The sequence below is a fragment of the Lentzea pudingi genome, assembly GCF_014646255.1.
GTDB lineage: Bacteria > Actinomycetota > Actinomycetes > Mycobacteriales > Pseudonocardiaceae > Lentzea > Lentzea pudingi.
The window spans coordinates 49,822-71,161 of the sequence record NZ_BMNC01000007.1 but is presented as its reverse complement, the minus strand read 5'-3'; the positions used below and the strand labels follow the sequence as shown (position 1 = coordinate 71,161).

Annotated in this window: 19 protein-coding genes; 12 read left to right on the top strand and 7 right to left on the bottom strand. The window is 68.2% G+C overall.

All coding sequences use genetic code 11. The features are described 5' to 3' along the window. Positions 1-10: 10 nt before the first annotated feature. Complete coding sequence (locus IEY88_RS25145; protein WP_189157309.1) at positions 11-448, bottom strand: hypothetical protein; 438 nt, start codon at positions 446-448, stop codon at positions 11-13. Positions 449-536: 88 nt separating this feature from the next. On the opposite strand from IEY88_RS25145, the gene IEY88_RS25140 reads away from it, so the two are divergent. Beyond that, on the top strand, positions 537-1,412 hold the full coding sequence (locus tag IEY88_RS25140; protein WP_189157308.1) for a phosphoribosylaminoimidazolesuccinocarboxamide synthase: 876 nt from the start codon (positions 537-539) through the stop codon (positions 1,410-1,412). 50 nt (positions 1,413-1,462) lie between these two features. Further along, positions 1,463-2,113: a polysaccharide deacetylase family protein gene (locus tag IEY88_RS25135; RefSeq protein ID WP_189157307.1), complete on the top strand. Its 651-nt coding sequence runs from the start codon at positions 1,463-1,465 to the stop codon at positions 2,111-2,113. Here the strand turns inward: IEY88_RS25135 and IEY88_RS25130 are convergent. Further along, complete coding sequence (locus IEY88_RS25130; RefSeq protein ID WP_189157306.1) at positions 2,076-2,699, bottom strand: MBL fold metallo-hydrolase; 624 nt, start codon at positions 2,697-2,699, stop codon at positions 2,076-2,078. The genes IEY88_RS25135 and IEY88_RS25130 overlap by 38 nt on opposite strands. A 264-nt stretch (positions 2,700-2,963) precedes the next feature. Here IEY88_RS25130 and IEY88_RS25125 point away from each other — a divergent pair, with 264 nt between their 5' ends. Continuing rightward, on the top strand, positions 2,964-3,890 hold the full coding sequence (locus IEY88_RS25125; RefSeq protein WP_189157305.1) for a trypsin-like serine peptidase: 927 nt from the start codon (positions 2,964-2,966) through the stop codon (positions 3,888-3,890). Here IEY88_RS25125 and IEY88_RS25120 read toward each other — a convergent pair. Continuing rightward, entirely contained in the window at positions 3,874-4,854 is a 981-nt protein-coding gene (locus IEY88_RS25120) for an NAD-dependent epimerase/dehydratase family protein (protein WP_189157304.1), read from the bottom strand. The genes IEY88_RS25125 and IEY88_RS25120 overlap by 17 nt on opposite strands. A 149-nt stretch (positions 4,855-5,003) precedes the next feature. Here IEY88_RS25120 and IEY88_RS25115 point away from each other — a divergent pair, with 149 nt between their 5' ends. The 4 genes from IEY88_RS25115 to purL all read left to right on the top strand — a co-directional run bounded on the left by IEY88_RS25115 (position 5,004) and on the right by purL (position 8,930). Continuing rightward, on the top strand, positions 5,004-5,543 hold the full coding sequence (locus IEY88_RS25115; RefSeq protein WP_189157303.1) for a hypothetical protein: 540 nt from the start codon (positions 5,004-5,006) through the stop codon (positions 5,541-5,543). Between the two features lie 230 nt (positions 5,544-5,773). After that, positions 5,774-6,013 carry a phosphoribosylformylglycinamidine synthase subunit PurS gene (gene purS, locus IEY88_RS25110; RefSeq protein WP_189157302.1) on the top strand — a complete coding sequence of 80 codons (240 nt, stop codon included), beginning with the start codon at positions 5,774-5,776 and terminating at the stop codon, positions 6,011-6,013. Continuing rightward, a complete protein-coding gene (gene purQ, locus IEY88_RS25105; RefSeq protein ID WP_189157301.1) occupies positions 6,010-6,681 on the top strand; it encodes a phosphoribosylformylglycinamidine synthase subunit PurQ in 672 nt (223 codons plus the stop codon). The genes purS and purQ overlap by 4 nt, the downstream gene beginning before the upstream one ends. Then, positions 6,678-8,930 (top strand): phosphoribosylformylglycinamidine synthase subunit PurL, encoded by a 2,253-nt coding sequence (gene purL, locus IEY88_RS25100; protein WP_189157300.1) that lies wholly within the window; start codon positions 6,678-6,680, stop codon positions 8,928-8,930. The genes purQ and purL overlap by 4 nt, the downstream gene beginning before the upstream one ends. Before the next feature lie 394 nt (positions 8,931-9,324). Here purL and IEY88_RS25095 read toward each other — a convergent pair whose 3' ends face one another. Then, a complete protein-coding gene (locus tag IEY88_RS25095; protein ID WP_373294176.1) occupies positions 9,325-9,936 on the bottom strand; it encodes a lysozyme in 612 nt (203 codons plus the stop codon). A gap of 61 nt (positions 9,937-9,997) precedes the next feature. On the opposite strand from IEY88_RS25095, the gene IEY88_RS45555 reads away from it, so the two are divergent. After that, the gene (locus tag IEY88_RS45555) at positions 9,998-10,120 is read left to right on the top strand and encodes a hypothetical protein (protein WP_373294175.1); all 123 of its coding nucleotides are present in this window, start codon (positions 9,998-10,000) and stop codon (positions 10,118-10,120) included. 35 nt (positions 10,121-10,155) lie between these two features. On the opposite strand, the gene IEY88_RS25090 is transcribed toward IEY88_RS45555, so the two are convergent. After that, entirely contained in the window at positions 10,156-10,995 is an 840-nt protein-coding gene (locus IEY88_RS25090) for an aldo/keto reductase (protein WP_189157298.1), read from the bottom strand. A gap of 78 nt (positions 10,996-11,073) precedes the next feature. Here IEY88_RS25090 and IEY88_RS45295 point away from each other — a divergent pair, with 78 nt between their 5' ends. Further along, positions 11,074-11,967, top strand: coding sequence for a LysR family transcriptional regulator (locus IEY88_RS45295; protein ID WP_189157297.1), 894 nt, complete (start codon positions 11,074-11,076; stop codon positions 11,965-11,967). An 871-nt stretch (positions 11,968-12,838) separates the two neighbouring features. Here the strand turns inward: IEY88_RS45295 and IEY88_RS25075 are convergent. Beyond that, positions 12,839-13,711 carry a pentapeptide repeat-containing protein gene (locus tag IEY88_RS25075; protein ID WP_189157296.1) on the bottom strand — a complete coding sequence of 291 codons (873 nt, stop codon included), beginning with the start codon at positions 13,709-13,711 and terminating at the stop codon, positions 12,839-12,841. A gap of 71 nt (positions 13,712-13,782) precedes the next feature. On the opposite strand from IEY88_RS25075, the gene IEY88_RS25070 reads away from it, so the two are divergent. The 3 genes from IEY88_RS25070 to IEY88_RS25060 are packed head-to-tail and all read left to right on the top strand — an operon-like array spanning position 13,783 to position 18,641. Continuing rightward, positions 13,783-14,604 (top strand): SAM-dependent methyltransferase, encoded by an 822-nt coding sequence (locus IEY88_RS25070; RefSeq protein WP_189157295.1) that lies wholly within the window; start codon positions 13,783-13,785, stop codon positions 14,602-14,604. Between the two features lie 54 nt (positions 14,605-14,658). Then, complete coding sequence (locus tag IEY88_RS25065) at positions 14,659-16,824, top strand: putative bifunctional diguanylate cyclase/phosphodiesterase (protein WP_189157294.1); 2,166 nt, start codon at positions 14,659-14,661, stop codon at positions 16,822-16,824. Positions 16,825-16,844: 20 nt separating this feature from the next. Then, positions 16,845-18,641 (top strand): glycoside hydrolase family 15 protein, encoded by a 1,797-nt coding sequence (locus tag IEY88_RS25060; protein WP_229693735.1) that lies wholly within the window; start codon positions 16,845-16,847, stop codon positions 18,639-18,641. On the opposite strand, the gene IEY88_RS25055 is transcribed toward IEY88_RS25060, so the two are convergent. After that, positions 18,638-21,277 carry a glycosyl hydrolase 2 galactose-binding domain-containing protein gene (locus IEY88_RS25055; protein ID WP_189157293.1) on the bottom strand — a complete coding sequence of 880 codons (2,640 nt, stop codon included), beginning with the start codon at positions 21,275-21,277 and terminating at the stop codon, positions 18,638-18,640. The genes IEY88_RS25060 and IEY88_RS25055 overlap by 4 nt on opposite strands. Positions 21,278-21,340 lie beyond the last annotated feature (63 nt).

Here is a 21,340-nt window from a genome sequence, read left to right as displayed (position 1 = left end):
TGGACAGGGCTCAGGCCTTCTGCCAACGCAGGCGGTCGCCGCGCTGGGGATCCTTGCGGCACACCAGCTTCTCGCCGAGCAGGCCGATGCCGGTCGCGCTCTCGGGATCGCACCGCGCGCCCTCGTTGACCAGGAGTCCCTGCTGCGGCGGGGTCTCGGAGGTCGTCGGCTGCGTTGCGGCCGGCGGCTGCTGCACGGGCGGCGGCTTCGGCTGCGTGGTCTTCGTCGTCGCGGTGGTGGTCGTGGATGACGACGTTGTCTTGACCGAGATGTCCGCGACGTCCGGGGTCGGCACGATGCTCACCGACTGGGTCGTGCTCGTGATCTGCGAACCGCCGGACGGGGACGAGATCGGGCTGGAGTCGAAGCTCCAGCCGGCGATGCCCAGGACGATCAGCAGGGCCGCACTGGCCAAAGCCGGGATCCACAGGGCCTTTCTGGTGAACACGGGTGCACCTTAAGCTTCTTTTCGCTTGATCTGTAGAGGCGCGGGGTGTACATCGGTCGCCGAAACAGGGGCACGTAGGCTGACCAGCGTGCCTACGCTTGCTGACTACCAGCACGTCGCCCGCGGCAAGGTTCGCGACCTGTACGACGTGGACGACGAGCTGCTGCTGTTCGTCGCATCGGACCGCATCTCGGCGTACGACCACATCCTGAGCTCGGAGATCCCCGACAAGGGGCGCGTGCTCACCGCGATGAGCGTCTTCTGGTTCGAGCGGCTCGCCCCGAACCACCTGGTCGCGTTCGACGACCCGCGCATCCCCGCCGAGGTCCGCGGCCGCGCGCTGCTGGTGCGCAAGCTGCAGATGGTCGACGTCGAGTGCGTGGCGCGCGGCTACCTGACGGGCTCCGGCATGGCCGACTACACCGCGACCGGTGCGGTGTGCGGGATCGAGCTGCCGGCCGGCCTCGTCGAGGCGTCCGAACTGGACCCGCCGATCTTCACGCCCGCGTCGAAGGCCGAGATCGGTGCGCACGACGAGAACGTGTCGTTCGACGTCATCGCCGAGAAGCACGGTGTCGAGCTGGCGTCGAAGCTTCGTGAGCGCACGATCGAGCTGTACAGCGAGGCGCGCGCGTACGCGTTGACGCGCGGCCTGATCCTGGTGGACACGAAGTTCGAGTTCGGGCTGGACGCCTCGGGCGAGCTGATCCTCGCGGACGAGGTCTTCACGCCGGACTCGTCGCGCTACTGGGCGGCCGAGGGCTACGAGCCGGGCCGCGTGCAGCCGTCGTTCGACAAGCAGTTCGTGCGCGACTGGCTGACCTCCGCCGAGTCGGGCTGGGACCGGAAGTCGGACGTGCCGCCGCCTCCGCTGCCCGCCGACGTCATCGAGGCCACGCGTGCGCGGTACATCGAGGCGTACGAGCGGCTCACGGGCCGGTCCTTCGCTGACTGGCTCGCCTGAGTTAGCTCCGCTTTCACTCGGATGTCACCACGGCATGGCGCACTCATACCGTGCACTCACAGCTCGTGGTCTCTCTGTCCGGCATCGGTCCGCAGAACCTCGACCGATGCGCTGATCTCGCCGCGGCCCTCACCCCGCGGCAGGTGCCGTTGTCGCTGCTCGTAGTACCTCGCGAGCTCGGCAGGGCGCAGGAATGGGTGCGGCAGCGCGCCTCGCTCGGCGATGCCGTCGTGCTGCACGGTCTCGGCCAGCGGCGGCTGCCGGCCTATGAAGCCGGGTTGTTGTTGATGGGCGCCCGTATGCAGATGGACGCCCTCGGCCTCAACGTCGACACGTTCGCACCCAGGCGGTGCGTGGCGTCACCCGGGACGTTGATCGCGCTGGCCAAGCACCGGTTCCAGCGGTGCGCCGACGCGCACGCCGTCCGCGAGGTCGGCAGCGGGCTCGCGACCCTGGGCCGCCTGCACGCGCTGACCGAACGCAGCAGCTTCGGTGAGCTGCGGTCGCTGGCGCTGGTGTACGCGGCGGCCAGGTCCGCGCGCCGGGGTGGGCTGACCCGGATCACCGTCGACGCCCGTGACCTGCACCGGCCCGGCGCACGGCAGGCCGTGCTCGACGCCGTGGACATCGCACTCGCCCACGACGCCGCGCCGACCACCTACGTCAGACTGCCGTCTCCTCGCCTGGCGTCAGCGGCCTGACCTCGGTGCCCTCCGGCTTGAGCATCTCGAAGAGCCGGTGGGCCATCTGCGGGCTCGCCAGCGTCTTCTCGTGGATCGGCACGGCGACACGCGGCTTCACGGCGCGCAGGAAGTCGACCGCCTCGCCGGTGCGCATCCACGGCGCGCCCGCGGGCAGTCCGAGCACGTCGACGTCCTCGTCCGGCACGAACAGCGAGTCGCCGGGGTGGTAGAACGCGCCGTCGCCGATCACGTAGGCGGCGTTCGGCACGATCGGGATGTCCTCGTGGATCATCGCGTGCTGCCCGCCGACGACCCGGACGGCCGTGTCGCCGATCTTGAAGGTGTCACCGGGCCGGGCGACGGTCGCGTTCTCGACGGTGGGCGCCGTGCCCTCGTCGACGACGAGCTGCGCCTTCGGGTTGGCCTTGAGCAGCGCGGGCAGCTTCTCGGCGTCGATGTGGTCGAAGTGCTGGTGCGTTACCAGCACCGCGTCCAGGTCTTCCAGGTCCTCGAACCCTGTGGAGAACGTGCCGGGATCGATCAGGATTCGCGTCGAACCCGAGTCCAGGAGCACGCAGGCATGACCGAAATGGACAACTTTCACGAAATCCTCCAATACCGACGTTCGGCGGGCTGACACGGTCAGGTGACGTCGGAAGTATCAAAAGGCATGAGGAAAACCCTGCAACTCCTCACGGCACTGGCGCTTGCCCTGCCGATGACGACCATCGTCCCTGCTACCACCACCTCTACACCTGCCGAGGCCTCGTCGCCGCAGACGCAGGAAATCGGAACTGAGGAATCCGTCTCAGTCCGCGTGGGTGGCACGAATCGTTCGACGCTGATCGAACGACCGGGGTCCGGTTACGTGAAGCTGCATTTCACGGACCTGCGGATCCTGCCGGGAGACGTGCTCACGGTGTCGAACCCTGACGGCACCGAGAAGTACACGTACACCAGAGACCTGAAGTCCTCGCTGACCGCGACGCTCGACGCGTCCGGCTTCTGGGCCATGTCGATCACGGGAGACCGCGCTCTGGTCTCGGTGACGAACCCGTTGTCGCGCGTGCGGATCGACAAGCTCACGCGGGGCTACACCGAGGCGGAGATGTCGTCGCAGCCGTCCGTGCAGAGCATCTGCGGCACGAACGACTACAAGGACGCGGTCTGCTACCAGTCCAGCAACCCGACCGAGTGGGGCAAGACCAAGTCCGTCGCGAAGCTGCTGCGCAACGGCAGCTCGCTGTGCACGGCGTGGCGCGTCGGCCCCAACAACCGCATGCTGACCAACGAACACTGCTTCACCAGCACCAGTGGCATCGAGGTGTGGTTCAACTACCAGTGCCCGACCTGCGGCGGCACGGCCTCGGCCACCGTCACGAAGGTGCTGGCGGCATCGGTGCTGAAGTACAGCGCAGCACTCGACTACACCCTCTTCACCGTGAACAACTTCGCGGCCATCAGCTCGTTCGGCTACCTCGAGCTGGACGCGCGCGTTCCGGCCGTGGGTGAGGAGATGTACATCGTCGGCCACCCGGCCGGGAAGCTGAAGAAGTTGTCGTTGCGCGACAACAACAACGGCGGTGGCTATTGCGTCGTGCGTGCCGTACGCGTGAACGGCAGCTCCTCGCAGTCCGACATCAGCTACATGTGCGACACCGAAGGCGGCTCGTCCGGCTCACCCGTGCTGTCGAGGCGCACGCACAAGGTGATCGGGCTCCACCACTTCGGCGGCTGCCCGAACCAGGGCGTGCGCATCGACCTCGTCGCCGCGCAGATCAACTCACTGCTTTAAGGATTTCCTGCTCTTCCTCCGCCGTGAGCCCGGCCTTCCGGGCCCGGTCCACCCCGAGGCCGCGTTCGTACTCCAGCGAGTCGAGCGCGGTCTCGGCCAGCGGCCTGACACGAAGCCCGTTCGCCAGCGCGTTGCTGACGTCGCGGCCGACCATCTTGGCCCACTCCCGAGGCAGCCACAGGGGCAGCGACCGAGGCCCGGACCACGGGTTGATGTTCAGCTCCTTCAACACGCTCTCCTTGACCGGCACCAACTGCGTCCCGGGCGGAGCGGTCGCGCCGGCGATCTCACCGATGGCCATCTGGAACGGCATGACGGGCCCGGTCGAGTCGTACGTCCCGGTGACCCGCTCCTCGGCCGCGAACACGATCCACTGCGCCAGGTCCCGTGCGTCGATGTGCTGGAACCCCAGGTCAGGACTGTCCGGCACGACCACGCGCCCACCCTGCGACAGGCGCGCGGGCCAGTACCCGAACCGGTCGCTCGGATCGTCCGGCCCGGTGATGAGCCCGGCCCTGACGATGAACTCGCGGCTCGCCACCGCCTCGCGGACCGCGTTCTCACTGGCTACCTTGACGCTGCCGTACCGCTCGGCGGTGAACTCCTCGGCCGGGTCGTCCTCCAGCGGCGGCAACAGCTCGTCACTGCCTGTCGCGTGGTCCGCGTAGACGGAGATGCTGGACACGAACGTCCAGTGCGGCGTAGTCCCCCCGAACGCCTCCAACGCGTCCCGCACCCAGTTCACCGAGTACTTCGACACGTCGATCACAGCGTCGAACCGCTCGCCGGCCAGCGCGTCGAACGCACCGGGCTTGTCCCGGTCGACCTGGACCAGCCGCGCGCCCTCCGGCACCCCGCCGGAGGCACCGCGGGCAGCGCAGAACACTTCGTGGCCGCGGCGGACGGCCTCCGCCGTGACGGCCTTGCTGAGGAACACGGTTCCGCCGAGCACGAGGATCTTCATGATCTCCAGCATCCGTCCGATCGGGCTCGGCTGCCACCGGTCTCGCTTTGGGCGAAACAGCTTGTTGGAACAGGTCCAATGTGAAGTCGTTCGGTCCCGATTGGTTGGAGTTGGTGAACTCCGGGTCCGAACTGGCCGATGAACGTTCCGTGAGTGTGCACGCCTTCGCCGACGAGTCTCGGCGCAACAACACGTACCTGCTGGCGGTGGCCCTGGTGTCGCCCGGCCAGTTGACCAAGCTGCGCAAGTTGTTGATGGGGCTGCGCATGCCGAATCAACGCGAGCTGCACTTCAAGAAGGAGACGCCGGCTCGACGCAAACAGATCCTGTCAGCTCTGGCATCAGCGGTGGTTCACGTCGACATCTATCTCGCGTGCTGCCGCAAGGGCGAGGAGCGGGCAAGGCAGGCCTGTGTCGCCCGGCTGACCGAAGACGTCCTGAAGGTCGGCGTCACGCGGCTGGTCTTCGACAGCCGAGAGGTTCGCGACGACCACGACCTGCTGACCATCCGAACGACGCTCGGCAGGTCCGCGTGGGGCACCGGCTTGTTCTACGAGCACTTGCCCAGCGAGAACGACCCGTTGCTGTGGATTCCGGACATCGTCGCGTGGTGCTACGGCGCCGGCGGCGATTGGTTGCGCCGCGTCAGGCCGTTGATGGGCGATGTCATCGACACGAGGAAGCCCTAGAAAGCGCGAAGCACGGCGGCCGACCGTCCGGACGGGCACCGTGCTCACTTCTCCGGCTTACGGGCCGAAGCTGACACCACTCTACCAAGCCGCCCCGCCGAGGCAAGCCCGTTCACCCGAAGGTGGACCACCGACGATGTGCCCCCGAACACGTGTCACGGGGATGAACTCGCAGCTCAGGTAGGCTCCCGAGGTACCGCCAGCCCCTCCAAACCCGGGAGCAGTCTGTCGTGGCCCGAGTCGTCGTCGACGTCATGCCGAAGCCCGAAATCCTCGACCCCCAAGGCCAGGCGGTGGCGAACGCGCTGCCTCGTCTCGGCTTCGAGGGCATCACCGCCGTCCGTCAGGGCAAGCACTTCGAGCTGGAGGTCGCCGACGACGTCGACGACGCCACGCTCGCCAAGATCGCCGAGACCTTCCTCGCGAACCCCGTGATCGAGGACTGGACCGTGCGCAGGGTCGAGGCATGAGGGTCGGTGTCGTCACCTTCCCCGGCACTCTCGACGACGTCGACGCCCAGCGAGCGGTGAAGTACGCCGACGGGGAAGCCGTGCCGCTCTGGCACGGCGATCACGACCTCAAGGGCGTTGACGCGGTCATCGTGCCCGGTGGGTTCTCGTACGGCGACTATCTGCGGTGCGGTGCCATCGCGCGGTTCGCGCCCGTCATGCAGGAAGTGATCGAGGCCGCGAACAAGGGGATGCCGGTTCTCGGCATCTGCAACGGCTTCCAGATCCTCGCCGAGGCCCACCTGCTGCCCGGTGCGCTCACGCGCAACCACAAGCTGCACTTCGTGTGCCGCGACCAGTGGCTGAAGGTCGAGAACACGAACACCGCCTGGACGACCCGGTACGACCTGGGCGCCGAGATCCTCGTGCCGCTGAAGTCGGGCGAGGGCGGCTACCAGGCCGACGAGGACACCCTCAAGGAGCTGGAAGACGAGCAGAGGGTCGTCTTCCGGTACGTCGGCGAGAACCCCAACGGCAGCCGCAACAACATCGCGGGCATCACCAACGCCAGGGGCAACGTCGTCGGCCTCATGCCGCACCCCGAGCACGCCATCGACGCGCTCACCGGCCCCACGGACGACGGACTGGGCATGTTCCTGTCCCTGCTCGACACGGTGGTGAACGCGTGATCGACACCGTCAAGAACGCCGAAGCGACGCCCGACCAGGAGCAGCCCTACAAGGAGCTGGGCCTCAAGGACGACGAGTACGCGCGCATCAAGGAAATCCTCCGCAGACGCCCCACCGACGCCGAACTGGCGATGTACTCGGTGATGTGGAGCGAGCACTGCTCCTACAAGTCGTCCAAGGTGCACCTGAAGTACTTCGGTGACACCACGACCGACGAGATGCGCAGCAAGATGCTCGCGGGCATCGGCGAGAACGCCGGCGTCGTCGACATCGGCGACGGCTGGGCCGTCACGTTCAAGGTCGAGAGCCACAACCACCCGTCGTACGTCGAGCCCTACCAGGGCGCCGCGACGGGCGTGGGCGGCATCGTCCGGGACATCCTCGCGATGGGCGCGCGGCCGCTCGCCGTCATGGACCCGCTGCGGTTCGGCAGGCCGGACGCGGACGACACGAAGCGCGTGCTGCCCGGCATCGTCGCGGGCGTCGGCGGCTACGGGAACTGCCTCGGTCTGCCGAACATCGGCGGCGAGGTCGTGTTCGACGAGTCCTACCAGGGCAACCCGCTGGTCAACGCCCTGTGCGTGGGCGCGATGCGCACCGAGGACCTGCACCTCGCGCACGCGAGCGGCACCGGCAACAAGGTCATCCTCTACGGCGCCCGCACCGGCCTCGACGGCATCGGCGGCGTCAGCGTCCTCGCCAGCGAGACGTTCGACGACACGGCGGGCAAGCGCAAGAAGCTGCCGTCCGTCCAGGTGGGCGACCCGTTCACCGAGAAGGTGCTGATCGAGTGCTCGCTCGAGCTCTTCGAGAAGGGCGTCGTCGTCGGCATCCAGGACCTCGGCGGCGCGGGCCTGTCCTGCGCGACGTCCGAACTGGCGTCCGCGGGTGACGGCGGCATGCACGTGTGGCTCGACCGCGTACCGCTGCGCGCCACCGGCATGACCCCGGCGGAGATCCTCTCCAGCGAGTCCCAGGAACGCATGTGCGCGGTGGTCGAGCCGGCCAACGTCGAGGCGTTCATGGAGGTCTGCGCGAAGTGGGACGTCATCGCCACCGAGATCGGTGAGGTGACGGAAGGCGACCGCCTGGTCATCACCTACCACGACGAGGTCGTCGTAGACGTACCTCCGCGCACCGTCGCGCACGAGGGCCCGGTCTACAACAGGCCCATCCAGCGCCCGGCCGACCAGGACGAGCTCCAGGCGAACACGCCGGACAGCCTCCCCAGGCCGGACGACCTGCTCGCGTTGATCAAGACCATGGCCGCCAGCCCCAACCTGGCCTCCAAGAAGTGGGTCACGCAGCAGTACGACCGCTACGTCCGAGGCGGCACGGTCCTGGCCCAGCCCAGCGACGGCGGCATGATCCGCATCGACGAGGAAACCGGCCGAGGCGTAGCCCTCTCCACGGACTGCAACGGCCGCTACACCAAGCTCGACCCGTACGAGGGCGCAAAGCTGGCACTCGCCGAGGCCTACCGCAACGTCTCGGCAACCGGCGCCACTCCAATCGCCGTCACGAACTGCCTCAACTTCGGCTCACCGGAGGACCCGGCAGTCATGTGGCAGTTCGAACAGGCCGTGAAGGGCCTCGCAGACGGCTGCGCCGAACTCGGCATCCCGGTCACTGGCGGCAACGTCAGCTTCTACAACCAGACCGGCTCCACGGCGATCCTGCCGACACCGGTAGTGGGCGTGCTGGGCGTGATCGACGACGTGCGCCGCCGCATCCCCACAGGAATCGGCGCGGAAGCAGGCGAAACCCTGCTCCTGCTGGGCGAGACGCACGACGAGTTCGGCGGCTCGGAGTGGGCGCACCACGTCCACAACCACCTGGGCGGCCGCCCTCCGAAGGCCGACCTCAAGCGCGAGAAGCTGCTCAGCGAAATCCTCGTAGCGGGCTCACGCGACGGCATGGTCTCCGCCGCACACGACCTCTCCGAAGGCGGCCTGGCCCAGACCCTGGTCGAAACGTGCCTGATCGGCGAGGTCGGTGCACGGGTCTTCCTCGAAGGCGACCTGTTCACCGCACTGTTCAGCGAGTCGGCCGGCCGCGTGCTGGTAGCCGTGCCGCGCACCGAGGAACAGCGCTTCACGGACATGTGCACGGCGCGCAGGCTGCCGTGGCGCAAGGTCGGCGTCGTCGACCCGGAGTCGAACGCCCTGGAGATCCAGGGCCTCGGAGAACTCCCGCTGGACGAGCTGCGCGAGGCCTGGGAGGGCACCCTCCCAGCACTGTTCGAGTAGCAGACGCGGCGCACGAGGGCCTCGCCGTCCAGGCGAGGCCTTCGCATGCCCACAGTGATGCCGAAGGCGAAGCGCCAACAGGCGCGATGCGAAGCGAGCCGTGTGAACCTGTCCTCGATGGGTACCGGTAGGCACCTCACATGGCGATTGGGGCTTTACCTTGAGGGGGCGGGATGCCACCCTCACGGGCACGGCCGGGCGCTTCTCAGCCCGGCCTTTTCCGGCCGTCACGCATCCCGCCAGAGGCTCAAGGTCAAGCCCCAATCGCGGCCCCTTGATCCGTCATGACCCGCGCGCCCACGCACGCAACAGAACTCGCCACCACAGCAAGGCGACCACCCCGCTGGAACCGGAACGACCGCGCGCAACAGCACCCGCACGGTGCCAACAGGACTCAGCTGGCCGCGAACCGCCGCAACTGCTCAATCCGTCCGTTGAACAGGTTCTGATCCCCGGGGAACAACCCAGCCGCCTGCCACTGCCAAATCGTGTGAAAGTCAAACCCAACCGGCAACGCCCCGAGCTTCGAGCTGTAGTGCGCAATCCACAAAGGATTGTTCACCCCGAACTTCACCGACCCGCCAACACACTTGTTCCACCAGTTCGTGGACGTGTAGATCGCCGGATAACGCCGAGTCCGCGCGAACACCGTATCGCTGAACTCCTTGACCCAAGCCGTCATGGCGGTCTGGTTCAACCCGTAGCAAACATCGCCATAAGGGTTGTACTCCATGTCCAACGCAGGCGGCAGCGTCTTCCCGTCAGCCGACCACCCACCACCGTTCTCCACGAAGAAGTTCGCCTGCTGCACGCCATTGGCACGGTCGGGCAGCGCGAAGTGATAGGCACCCCGGATCATGCCGACGTTCAGGGAACCGTTGTACTGCTGGGTGAACTTCGGGTTCCGGTAGTGGACGCCCTCGGTCGCCTTGACGTAGCTGAACCGGGCGCCTTTGTCCCAAGAGGACTTCCAGTCGACGTCGCCCTGGTGGCTGCTCACGTCCATGCCGGGCACCTTGCCCTCGGTGGGCGGTGACTCCGAACGAAGGTCGCCCGAGCCTTCGTGTTTGAGGATCTGGGATCCCGCGGTGTGGTCCGCGGAGCCCTCGGGCAAGGGCGCCGCGGACGCGGGTGCCGGCGTCATGCCGGCGACGATCGCCACGATGCTGATCAAGGTCCGCATGGAGTAGATCGTGCGACCATTTGTCGCAATTTGCTACCGAGGTCACCCGTCCAGGCGGGACAGCTCCTCCGCGGTCAACTCCAGGTGGGTGGCGGAGGCTGAATCCTGGATGCTCGCCGGTCGGGAAGCACCCGGAATGGGGACTACCACTTCGGACTTCGCGAGCATCCACGCGAGGCAGACCTGGTGGGCGCTCACGCCGTGGGCGTCGCCGACCTCCTTGAACGGACCGCTCAGCGCGCCCGCCTTGCCGATGCCGCCGAACGGGCTCCACGGCAGGAACGCGATGCCGAGCTTCGCGCACAGCTCCAGCTCGGGTTCGCTCGATCGGAACACCGGCGAGAACTGGTTCTGCACCGCCGCGAGCCGCCCGCCGAGGATCTCGTTGGCCTGCACGATCTCGTCCGGGTTGAAGTTCGAGACGCCCGCGTAGCGGATCTTGCCGTTGTCCAGCAGCTCCTTCAGGGCGCCGACGGACTCCGCGATCGGCGTCTTCGGGTCCGGCCGGTGGAACTGGTACAGGAAGATCTGGTCGACCCCGAGCCGCTGCAACGACCCGTCGACGGCCTTGAGCAGGTACTCCGGCCGTCCGTCGAGGTCCCAGCCACCGCCCGGCACGCGCGTGTGCCCGCCCTTGGTCGCCACGAACACCTCTTCGGAACGGCCGCGCAGCCCTTCGGCGATGAGCAGCTCGTTGTGGCCGAAGTCGGTGTCGTCGAGCGAGTAGGCGTCGGCGGTGTCGATGAACGTCACGCCCGCGTCCAGCGCGGCGTGGATGGTTTCGACCGCCTGCTCCCGATCCGGCCTCCCCTGCACGGAGATGGGCATGCCGCCCAGGCCGATGGCGCTGACTTCCACTTCTCCGATACGACGCTTCTGCATGCACTCCACTCTGGACCCTGACGATTAAGCTGTCCAACGCAGAGAACTGATCTCATTGAGCACCGCAGGTGATGAATCGTGGAACTCAGACAGCTGGAGCACTTCCTCGCGGTCGCCGAGGAGTCCCATTTCACCAGGGCAGCGCGCCGACTGCACGTCGCCCAGTCGGGTCTGTCGGCGTCGATCCGCGCGCTGGAGGTCGAGCTGGGCGCGCCGCTGTTCCTGCGCACGACCCGCCAGGTCGAGCTGACCCAGGCCGGACGCGCGCTGCTGCCCGAGGCCCGACGCGCGTTGAACGCCGTCTCTTCGGCAAAGGACGCGGTGGCCGCCGTCCAGGGGCTGCTGCGGGGCACGCTGTCCGTCGGCAGCCTGCAGTGCCTGCACGTCGTGCACCTGCCTGCGGTGCTGTCGCGGTTCCACGAGCTGCACCCCGGCGTGGAGATCAGGATGCGCCAGTCCGGCAACGCCGAACTGGTCGAGGAGGTCAGGGCCGGCCGCCTCGACCTCGCGTTCGTCACACGTCAGCAGAAGATCGCGGACGACCTGCGGGTGTCCACTTTGGCCAGTGAGCCGCTCGTGCTCGCGTGCGCACCGGGAAGTCCCTTCGCCACAAGGGAATCCGTCGACCTCCACGAGCTGGCCGGTCAGCCGTTCGTCGACTTCAACGCCGACTGGGGCACGCGCGACGAGGTTGACCGCACGCTGGCCGCCGCCGGGGTCGAGCGGCACGTCGCCGTCGAGGTCAACGACGTGCACTCACTCCTCGACTTCGTGACGTTCGGGCTGGGTGTCGCGCTAGTCCCGCAGTCCTTCGCCCTCAAGACCGACCGCGCGCACTTCGTCGGCCTTCGTGGCGACGTGCCCGTTGCCGAGACCGTCGTCGTCACCGCGAACACCGTCGGTGCCGCCGCGAGCGTTCTCCTCGACATGGTTCTGGAGGCCAGGTCCGGCCGCCTCCGTGCTGCCGGTTAGGTGCCAGCCGGTCGCGGGCTCACGGAACTCGGTTCCCTCCAACACCTTCATCTCACCCGCCTGAATATCCGGCGGCTTCGGGGACGGGTGGAAGAACCTGCCGACCACGGCGTGCCCCATGTCCTGGTTACCCAGGTTCACTCGGCCGGCGAACTTCGTCTCCTGGAACGAGATCCCGCCGGTGAAGCTGCCGTTCTCCAGCTGCAGCCTGCCGTGGAACTCGGCGGCGGAGAACAGCGTGACGCTCTTGACGTGGACGTTGCGCAGGTTCGTGATGCCGTAGAACTGAGCGCGCCGGGCGACCAGCCGGTTGACGTAGCGGCCGTCCAGCGAGAAGTACTCCAGGACGGCGCCGGTCAGGTCCAGGTCGTAGGACTCGTGCTTGCGCTTCTTCCCCCACGACAGGGTGTCCTTGATCAGTCGTTGCGCGGTCAGCCGGACCTGGTGCTCCAGCTGGATCTCCGGCGTCACCGCGCCGAAGTCCTGGTCGGGGTCCTCCGGCTTGGCCTTGTGAGCGGGATGCTCGAAGGGACGGCGCAGGTAGGCGCACAGCACGTCGAGCACGGTCTGCTGGTAGCGCGGCGTCGACCTGGCCAGCCACGCCAGCGCGTGCATCGCGCCCACCCGCACCTGGTCGGCCTCGTTGCCCAGCAGCTCGACCGACCGCGCGAACCGTTCGTCGGCGACCTTCTCGCTCTCCAGGTGGTGCTTGCGGTCGTTGAGCCACAACGCGTACAGCGCGACGACCGCACCGCCCGCGACACCGGCGGTCTTCACGATCTCCACGGCCGGCGCCTTCACCAGGAACAGGAGCACCGCCGTCGCCCCGGTCACCACGGCTGCGGCGAGAACTGCGAAAAGCCACCTCACGTCAGTTCCTCCACGCTTCGGGAAGATCGGCCGCCACCGCGAACGCACAGCCGTCCGCCTTCACGTCGGCCCACTCGGAGTTCGAGAACTTGGTCTCGCCGCCGAACTTCGTCTCCGTGAAGACAGCCAGTCCGCGCGACTTGACCCTGCTGAACCACGCCTTGCGGCGGAAGTCGTTGTGGTGCATGTACAACCGGCCGGTCACCTCCGCGTCGGTGAGGTAGACGTCGCCGTGGACCACCATGTGGTGGAAGGCGTTGGACTCGTTCAGGTGCGCGACCCGCATGATCAGGTCGCCGACCTGCCGGTACGACAGGTCCATGTATTCGAGGTGCGCCTTGGTGAGGTTGAGGTCGTAGTGGACCGGGTTCTTGTCCTCCAGGCGCGGCAGCAGGTCCTCGACCAGCCGCTGCGAGGTGAGCCGGACCTCCAGCTCGATCTCGCCCGCGTCCTCGTCGTCGGGCGACCGCTTGTACGGCTGCCGCAGGTACGCGCAGAGGATGTCGAGCACGGTCTGCGTGTACTCGACCCTGGACTTCGCGAGGCCGGCCAGCGCGTGCATCGCGCCCACCCGCACCTGCGCGGTCTCGTGGCCGAGCAGTTCGACGGCGCGCGCGAACCGTTCGTCGGCCACGCGGGACCGGTCGTGGTCGATGCGCTGGGCCTCGAGCTCCTGGCGGGCCTCCTCGACCTTGCGGCGCCGGTCGTTCAGCCACAGCGCGTACAGGGCGACGATCGCGCCACCCGCCAGACCACCGGTCTTGATCGCCTCGTGCTTGGGCGCGCCGGGGTCCAGGAGCAGCAACACGCCCCCGACCAGCACAAACGCGCCGATCGACGCGAGAATGGTCGACAGCAGCAAACTTTTCCTCACGAGGTCGGCATTCTGCCAAGAGGCGGGTGCATGATGGGCTGGAACGGTCCGAACGCGGGTGGGGTGAGCGAGTGGAGCGGCCGAACTGGGCGCCGGGGGACATCGACCTGGAGCGTCCGAGCGTCGCGCGGGTGTACGACTACTGGCTCGGCGGCGCGCACAACTTCGCCGCGGACCGGGCCGTCGGCCAGAAGACCCTGGAGATCATGCCCGAACTGCGCGGCGTGGTCCTGAACCACCGCGCGTTCCTGCGCAGGGCTGTCCGCCACCTGCTCGGCCGGGGTGTCCGCCAGTTCCTCGACCTCGGGTCCGGCATCCCGACCGTTGGCAACGTGCACGAGATCGCCCAGGCCGCCGACCCGGAGGCCCGGATCGTCTACGTCGACCTCGACCCGGTCGCCGTCGCGCACAGCCTGTCGCTGCTGGGCGGCAACGACCACGTCAGCGTGCTGCACGCCGACGTGCGCGATCCGGCGGGCGTGCTGGCCTCGGACGAGGTCGACAAGCAGCTCGACTTCGACGAGCCGGTCGCCGTGCTGATGATCGCCCTGCTGCACTTCGTGCCGGACGAGGAAGACCCGTGGGCCGTCGTCGGCGGGTATCGCGACAGGCTGGCGCCCGGCAGCTTCCTGGCGGTGTCCCACGCGGGCTACGACGAGACCGACGTCGAGACGGACGCCTCGGTGCGGGCCCGCAGGATCTACGACCGGAGCGTCACGCGGATGACGTTCCGCAACCGTGCCGAGTTCACCCGCCTGTTCGACGGGTTCACGCTGGTGGAACCCGGTGTGGTCCGCGTGCCCGCCTGGCATCCCGAGTCACCGGCCGACGTGGAGGAGTCCGGTGAGCGCTTCCCGGGGTTCGCGGCACTGGGCCGGAAGGCTCAGAGATGACTCCGGACGGCGACCGGCCGTATGCTGCGCGTTCGTGGCGTTAGGGCCGAGAAGATGACCGATCGGGTTGACCACCGGGTGCGTGAGGACCGCTCTCCCTTGAGCCCGGCCGTTTTGGCCGGTGCCGAGGTGTTCGCGCGCAGCTGGGCCACGGCCGTGATCGGGTCGAGCTACGTGCCGATGACCAGGGCCGAGGTCGCACAGCACCTGCAGGACCTCACCGAGCGGCTGGTCGAGGCGCTGTTCGCGACGCCGTTCCGCACCGCCCCCGGTCACGAGATCGGCTCACGGCTGGTCGACGCGCACTTCACCGGCACCGACACCCTCGGCCGCACGGTCCAGCTGCTCGGCGACGACCTGCTCGTCGAGCTGGGCTTCCCCGGCGACGCCAGGCTGACGTCCCGCCTGGCCGCCCTGCAGGGCGCGCTGGCCGCCGGGTACGCCCGCGCGCTGCGGGAACGCACGCTGGCCGAGCAGGAGGCGATCAGGGCGGCCGTGCTGGACGCCCGCGACCAGGCCGAGTCGATGCTGCGGGCCTCCGAGGCCCGGTTCCGCGCCATGTTCACCGAGGCCGCGATCGGCATCGGCATCGCGGCGATCGACGGCCGGATCCTGGACGTCAACCAGGCCCTGCAGGACATGCTCGGGTTCAGCGTCGAGGAGATGCGCCAGTACAACGTGCGCGACCTCATGCACCCCGAGGACGCGGGCAGCGTGTGGCGGTTGTACGACCAGCTCATCGCGGGCGAGTGCGACCACTACCGCGCCGAGAAGCGCTTCCATCGCGCCGACGGCGAGCAGGTGTGGACGCACCTGACGCTGTCGCTGGTCCGCGACGACCACGGCGAGCCGCAGTACCAGGTCGCGATGATCGAGGACGTCACCGACCGGCACCTGCTCCAGAACCGGCTGCGCTACCAGGCGTTGCACGACCCGCTCACCGGCCTGCCGAACAGGGCGTTGTTCCTCGAACGCCTCGGGCGCGTCTTCAACAACCGGGCGAAGCACGTGCGGGCCGGCCTCTGCTACCTCGACCTCGACGGCTTCAAGGTCATCAACGACTCGCTGGGCCACGACACCGGAGACCAGCTGCTGGTCGAGGTCGGCCGCCGGCTCGACCACTCGGTGTCCGGCGAGGGCAAGCTGGTCGCGCGCATGGGCGGCGACGAGTTCGTGATCCTGGTCGAGGGCTCGTCCGGCGAGCAGGACATCGTGGACGTCGCGGACCGGGTGCTGACCGAGCTGGAGGCGCCGATCCGCATCGCGGGCCACGAGCTGTCGGTGTCGGCGTCGATCGGCATCGTCGAACGGCAGCTGTCCGGCACGACGTCCGCGGACATGATGCGGGACGCGGACATCACGCTGTACTGGGCGAAGGCCGACGGCAAGGCGCGCTGGGCGCTGTACGACCCGGAACGCAACGCGCGTGAGGTGGCCAGGTTCACGCTGTCGGCCACCATGCCACGCGCGTTGGAACGTGGCGAGTTCTACGTCGAGTACCAGCCGCTGGTGCGCCTGGAGGACTCCACCGTCACCGGTGTCGAGGCCCTGGTGCGCTGGCAGCACCCGGAGTTCGGTCGGCTCGCGCCGGACCGGTTCATCGAACTGGCGGAGGAGACCGGCCTGATCGTCCCCTTGGGACGGTGGGTGCTGCGCAAGGCCTGCGAGGAGGCCCGGCGCTGGCTGGAGGAGTTCGGTGACGCGGCGCCGTTCGTGTCGGTGAACCTGGCGGTGCGGCAGTCCCGCGACCCCGAGCTGGTGCGCGACGTCAAGCGGATCCTGGACGAGTGCGCGCTGCCGCCGCACCACCTGCAGCTGGAGCTGACGGAGTCGGCGATCATGGGCACCGCCGACGAGCCGCTGGAAGCGCTGCGGGCGTTGTGCGACATGGGTGTGCGCATCGCGATCGACGACTTCGGCACCGGCTACTCCAACCTCGCGTACCTCAAGCACCTGCCCGTGCACGAGCTGAAGATCGCCGGCTCGTTCATGGAGGGGCTGCGGGCCGAGAACGAGGAAGATCCGGTCGACGCGCAGATCGTCGCGACGCTGGTGCAGTTGGCGCACGCGTTGTCGTTGGGCGTCACGGCCGAGGGCGTGGAGACGCCGGCTCAGGCCGCCCGCTTGCTGCGGCTGGGGTGCGACACGGGCCAGGGCTGGTTCTTCGCCCGGCCCGGTCCGCCGGAGAACATCGACAGCCTGTTGCGTGGTGATCTCTAGGTCGGGGAACTCCCCAGGGCATGAAGGCATTGGCCCTGGTCGTGCTCCTGCTCCTCATGTCGGCACCGGTCGCTCGTGCGGCCGAGGTCGTTCCCCTACCCGCGGACAAGCAGGCGTTCGGCACAGCCAGGTCCGCGGCCAGCCCGGTGTGGTTCACCCTCGGCCACCAGGGACTCTCCGAGATCTTCTTCCCCGACCTCAGCACGCCCGCGACTCGCGAGACGCGGTTGCTCGTCAACGGAAAGCCCGGTCGGGCGTACACCGAACCGGCGGACGACAGGTCGCTGACGTTCCGGCAGCGGTTGCGCGGCGACGGCTGGCAGGCCGAGATCACCTACGTCACCGACCCGCAACGCGCCGCGGTGCTCGCGGACGTGGAGTTCAGGTCGCAGCGTCCGGCCCGGTTGTCGATCGAGCACGTGCCGATGAAGGGCTCGAGCGAAGTCAGGACCACCCTGCCCACCGAACCGGTGCGACGCGCGCACGGCACGTTCGCGGTCGGCTTTGGTGAGGGGGTCGCACAGACCGCGCTCGACCGGGGGTTCCGCGGCGCCGCGAGGGAGTACGCGCAGGGCTGGCACACGTACCTGAACGGGCTGGCCAGGCCGAAGTCGGCGGACCGGCGGCTCTACGACATGTCCGTGATGGTGCTGGCGGCGACCGAGGACAAGACCCACCCCGGTGCGTCGATCGCGTCGCCGAGCTTCCCGTGGGCCTTCGGGTTCGACCGGGAACTGGCACCGGAGCTCGGCCCGTACGCGCTGGTGTGGCCGCGCGACCTGTACCACGTGTCGACGGCCATGATCGCCGCCGGAGACCGCGGGTTCGCCGAACGTTCGCTGGACTTCATGCTTCAGAAGCAGCAGCAGCCGGACGGCCACCTGCCGCAGAACACGCGGGTCGACGGCACCCCGGTGTGGCTCAAGGTCCAGCTCGACCAGGTCGCGGCACCACTTCTGCTCGCCTGGCACCTCGACCGACAAGATCAGTCCACTCTGGACGCTCTGCGCCGCTCCGCCGACTACCTGCTGGCCTACCCGAACTCGCCGTTCAGCGAACAGGAGCGCTGGGAGAACCAGAACGGTTACTCGCCCGCCACGATCGCCTCGGCGGTTGCCGGGCTGGTCTGCTTCGCGGATCTGCTACAGCGCAACGGCGAGAACGCTGACAAGTACCTCCAGGCCGCCGACGACTGGCAGCGGAAGGTGGAGGGCTGGACGGCGACGAAGACCGGACCGTACTCGCCGAAGCCCTACTACCTGCGTCTCACCAAGGACGGGCAGCCCGACGCGGCGACGAAGTACAACCTCGGTGACAACAACCCCACCGACATCGACCAGCGCGCCGTCGTGGACCCGAGCTTCCTGGAACTGGTCCGGCTCGGCGTGAAGCGAGCCGGCGACCCCGTCATCCGCAACACCGTCCGAGTCGTGGACCAGCAGCTGAAGGAGCAGGGCTACTGGCACCGGTTCACGCAGGACGGCTACGGCGAGACGGCCGACGGCAGGCCGTGGGGCATCAACTGGCCGACGCCGACCCGCACGTACGGCAGGCTCTGGCCGTTGCTCAGCGGCGAACGCGGCGAGTACGAGCTGCTCGCCGGTGACAGGGCCAGTGCCGCCAAGCGGTTGAAGGAGATCGCGGCAGCGGCGAACAGCGGGCTCATGCTGCCCGAACAGGTGTGGAACGGCCGGGGAACCGGCTCGGCCACCCCGCTCGCCTGGACGCACGCGCAGTACGTGCGGCTGGCGTGGTCGCTGGACGCGGGCCGTCCCGTGGAACGACCCGACGTCGTCGCGAACCGCTACGGCAGCTAGCGCTTGCTCACGTTGTGCCCGGAGAGCTGGACGACCGGCGCCGCCCCGCCCAGGTCGGACGTCCGGTACTCGCCCCTGATCGTCTGGGACTCACCGGGGAACAGCGTGATGTAGTTGTCGCTCCAGTCGACCGGCAGCACCTCGGCGCCGTCCTGGCCCTTGCGCAGCGACGCCCGCATGAAGAACGCCACGGAGGTACCGGTGTTCCTGACGGTCACGCTGGTGGCCTGCCTGCCGTCCGCGCCCGGCGTCGTCGTGGAGGTCACCGACACCTGGCCCGCCCGCAGAGAGCTCAACGACTTCAGGTCCGTGTACTGGGCCTGCGGTGTGTACCACCAGTCGCCGGCGTTGTAGTTCAGCGTGTCCGCCTTGGTGGACAGCCAGTAGACGTTGCGGTCGACCTCCTTGCCCGCGGAGTCCTTGAGCAGCAGCCGGACGAAGTACGCCGGTGACAGCCCGGACGGCTGCGGCAGGGTGCCGACCCGCACGGACCCGTTCGCCTTTGCCGGTACGGAACGCGTCTCGTTCGCCTTCTGCGTGCCGTCGGAGTTGAAGACCGTCACCTGCAGCTGCAGGCCCTGCTTGGCCTCCAGGCCCATGTTCACCACGGCGAGCGACTTGTCGTCGTAGGAGTACTGGGCGTGCAGGGCCTTGTTCGCCGTCTTGGCACCGAAGTACGACCCCGCGGTGGCCAGGTTGTAGTTGTAGAGGTGCCAGAAGAGCTTGGGCCACGGGTCGTTCTGCATCCAGTAGATGAGGCCCTGCGCCTGGTTCGCGCCGGTGTCGGAGAAGTCGCGGCCGAACGCCTCGAACTGCGCGCGGTTCGTCTCGTACTGCTGCAGCTGGGCCTTGTTGACGAAGTCGTCCTCAGTGGACGGCTGGCCGTACCGGTTGTCGAGCGCCGTGCCCCAGAAGCCGATCTTGCTGAAGTTGCCGGACGGCGACAGGTGGTACTGCTGCGCGTTGTAGTCCGTCAGCTTGTTGATCTCGGCCTGGCTCAGGAACTTCTTGAGTTCGTCCATCTCCGGGATCGCGAGGCCGGGGCCGATCTCGGAGGCGAAGCCCGCGCTGCCGCCCTTCCGGTTGTCGTACCAGTAGACCGGCGGCTCCCACCAGTACGGGCCTTCCATCTTCATGCCCGAGTCACCGAGCTGAGGGGAGCTGCGGCGTGCGGCGGCGTTGATGATCGGCGTCTGCCAGTCCGCGCGCTTCAGGGCGTCCAGGTAGATCTTCTCGACGTCGGCCACCGGGGCCTCGTCCGAGCCGATGAGGAACGTGAACACGCTGGGGTGGTTGCGGATCCGCTTGGCCTCGCCCTCGGCGGACGCGCCCGCGACCCTCTTGTCCTCCGCGGTGAACCCACCGGTGTTCTGCCACTTCGAGCAACATTCCCAGCCGGTCATGAGCAGGATGCCCATGCGGTCGGCCATGTCGTAGATCTCGTCGTTCTCCGGCTTGCCCTCGAGTCGGATCGTGTTGAGGCCCATGGACTTCGTCAGCATCATCTCGTCGGCGATCTTCCGCGCGTCGGTGCGCAGGAAGAGGTCCGACGCCCAGCCGCCGCCGCGGATCAGGATCGGCTTGCCGTTGATCTGGTACTGGACGTTGCCGCTGATCATCTTCGAGGTGACCTCGCGGATGCCGAACGTCGTGCGCTGCTCGTCCGACTTCGCGCCGGCCACCGTGGCGGTCGCCGTCGCGTCGTACAGCGGCTGCGCGCCCATCTGGTACGGCCACCAGACCTGCGGGTTGGTGACGGTGAGCGGGAACGTGACGGTCCTGGTCTCGTTCGCGGCCAGGCTCACGTTCTGGCTGTAGTTCTGGCCCGCGGCGCTGCCGGCGACGGTCGTGGTGACCGCGCTGCCGGTGTTGTTGCGCGCGTCGACCTTCACGGTGACCGTGGCGCTGTCCAGGTTCGGCAGCGGCAGGTCGGAGAGCACGTGCAGGCCGCGCACCGAGACCGCCCCGCTCTGCGCGAGGTCGACGTCGCGGAACAGGCCTTGGTTGCGGTCGGGCGGGAGCTGGGCCCAGTCGATGAAGTGGATCACCAGGTCCCTGGCCGGGTCGGACGGCGAGGCCTTGATCGCGAGCGCGTTGTCACCCTTGCGCAGCAGGCCGGTGACGTTGAACTCGAACGTCGGGTAGGCGCCGATGACCGTGTCGGTGCCGGCGACCTTCGTGCCGTTGAGCCACACCTCACCGCGGGCGATCACACCGCCGTTGAGCTTGAGGAACGTGTTCACGCCCGGCTGCGGGTCGGCCTGGAAGACCTTGCGGTACCACCACGGCACCTTGAAGTCGTTGGCGTTGGCCCTCTTCAGGTTCTCCGAGTAGTTGACGTCGCCGTACTTGTTGTTGGCGATCAGACCGGCCATCACCGTCGAGCGCGCCGGCACGGTGAGCCAGCCGGAGTCCGAGTAGGACGGGCCGGAGATCACGGAGCCGGCCTGCGTGGCGGTGGCGCTGGTCTGCATGCGCCAGTCCGGGATGGTGGAGGTCTGTCCGGGGGCGGCGGCCACCTTCAGCGCCGCTCCCGTGCCGGGCACGGGGCCCGCGTTGGCTGAGGTGCCTGGCACGAGCAGGGCCAGTCCCACCGCCGCCACGACCAGGGTCGGTAGTGGTCGGTTGCGCAGCATGTCGCTCCTCGACGCATCGGGGCGGCGGCGCTTCGGGGTATCGTAAAGAAGGTTTCCTTTTGG

Excerpts from the sequence above, each read along its gene's own strand:
- IEY88_RS25055 (WP_189157293.1), bottom strand. The coding sequence starts at position 21,277 with ATGCTGCGCAACCGACCACTACCGACCCTGGTCGTGGCGGCGGTGGGA.
- IEY88_RS25065 (WP_189157294.1), top strand. The coding sequence starts at position 14,659 with ATGACCGATCGGGTTGACCACCGGGTGCGTGAGGACCGCTCTCCCTTG.
- IEY88_RS25090 (WP_189157298.1), bottom strand. The coding sequence starts at position 10,995 with ATGCAGAAGCGTCGTATCGGAGAAGTGGAAGTCAGCGCCATCGGCCTG.
- purQ (WP_189157301.1), top strand. The coding sequence starts at position 6,010 with ATGAGGGTCGGTGTCGTCACCTTCCCCGGCACTCTCGACGACGTCGAC.
- IEY88_RS25060 (WP_229693735.1), top strand. The coding sequence starts at position 16,845 with ATGAAGGCATTGGCCCTGGTCGTGCTCCTGCTCCTCATGTCGGCACCG.
- IEY88_RS25095 (WP_373294176.1), bottom strand. The coding sequence starts at position 9,936 with ATGGACGTGAGCAGCCACCAGGGCGACGTCGACTGGAAGTCCTCTTGG.
- IEY88_RS25120 (WP_189157304.1), bottom strand. The coding sequence starts at position 4,854 with ATGAAGATCCTCGTGCTCGGCGGAACCGTGTTCCTCAGCAAGGCCGTC.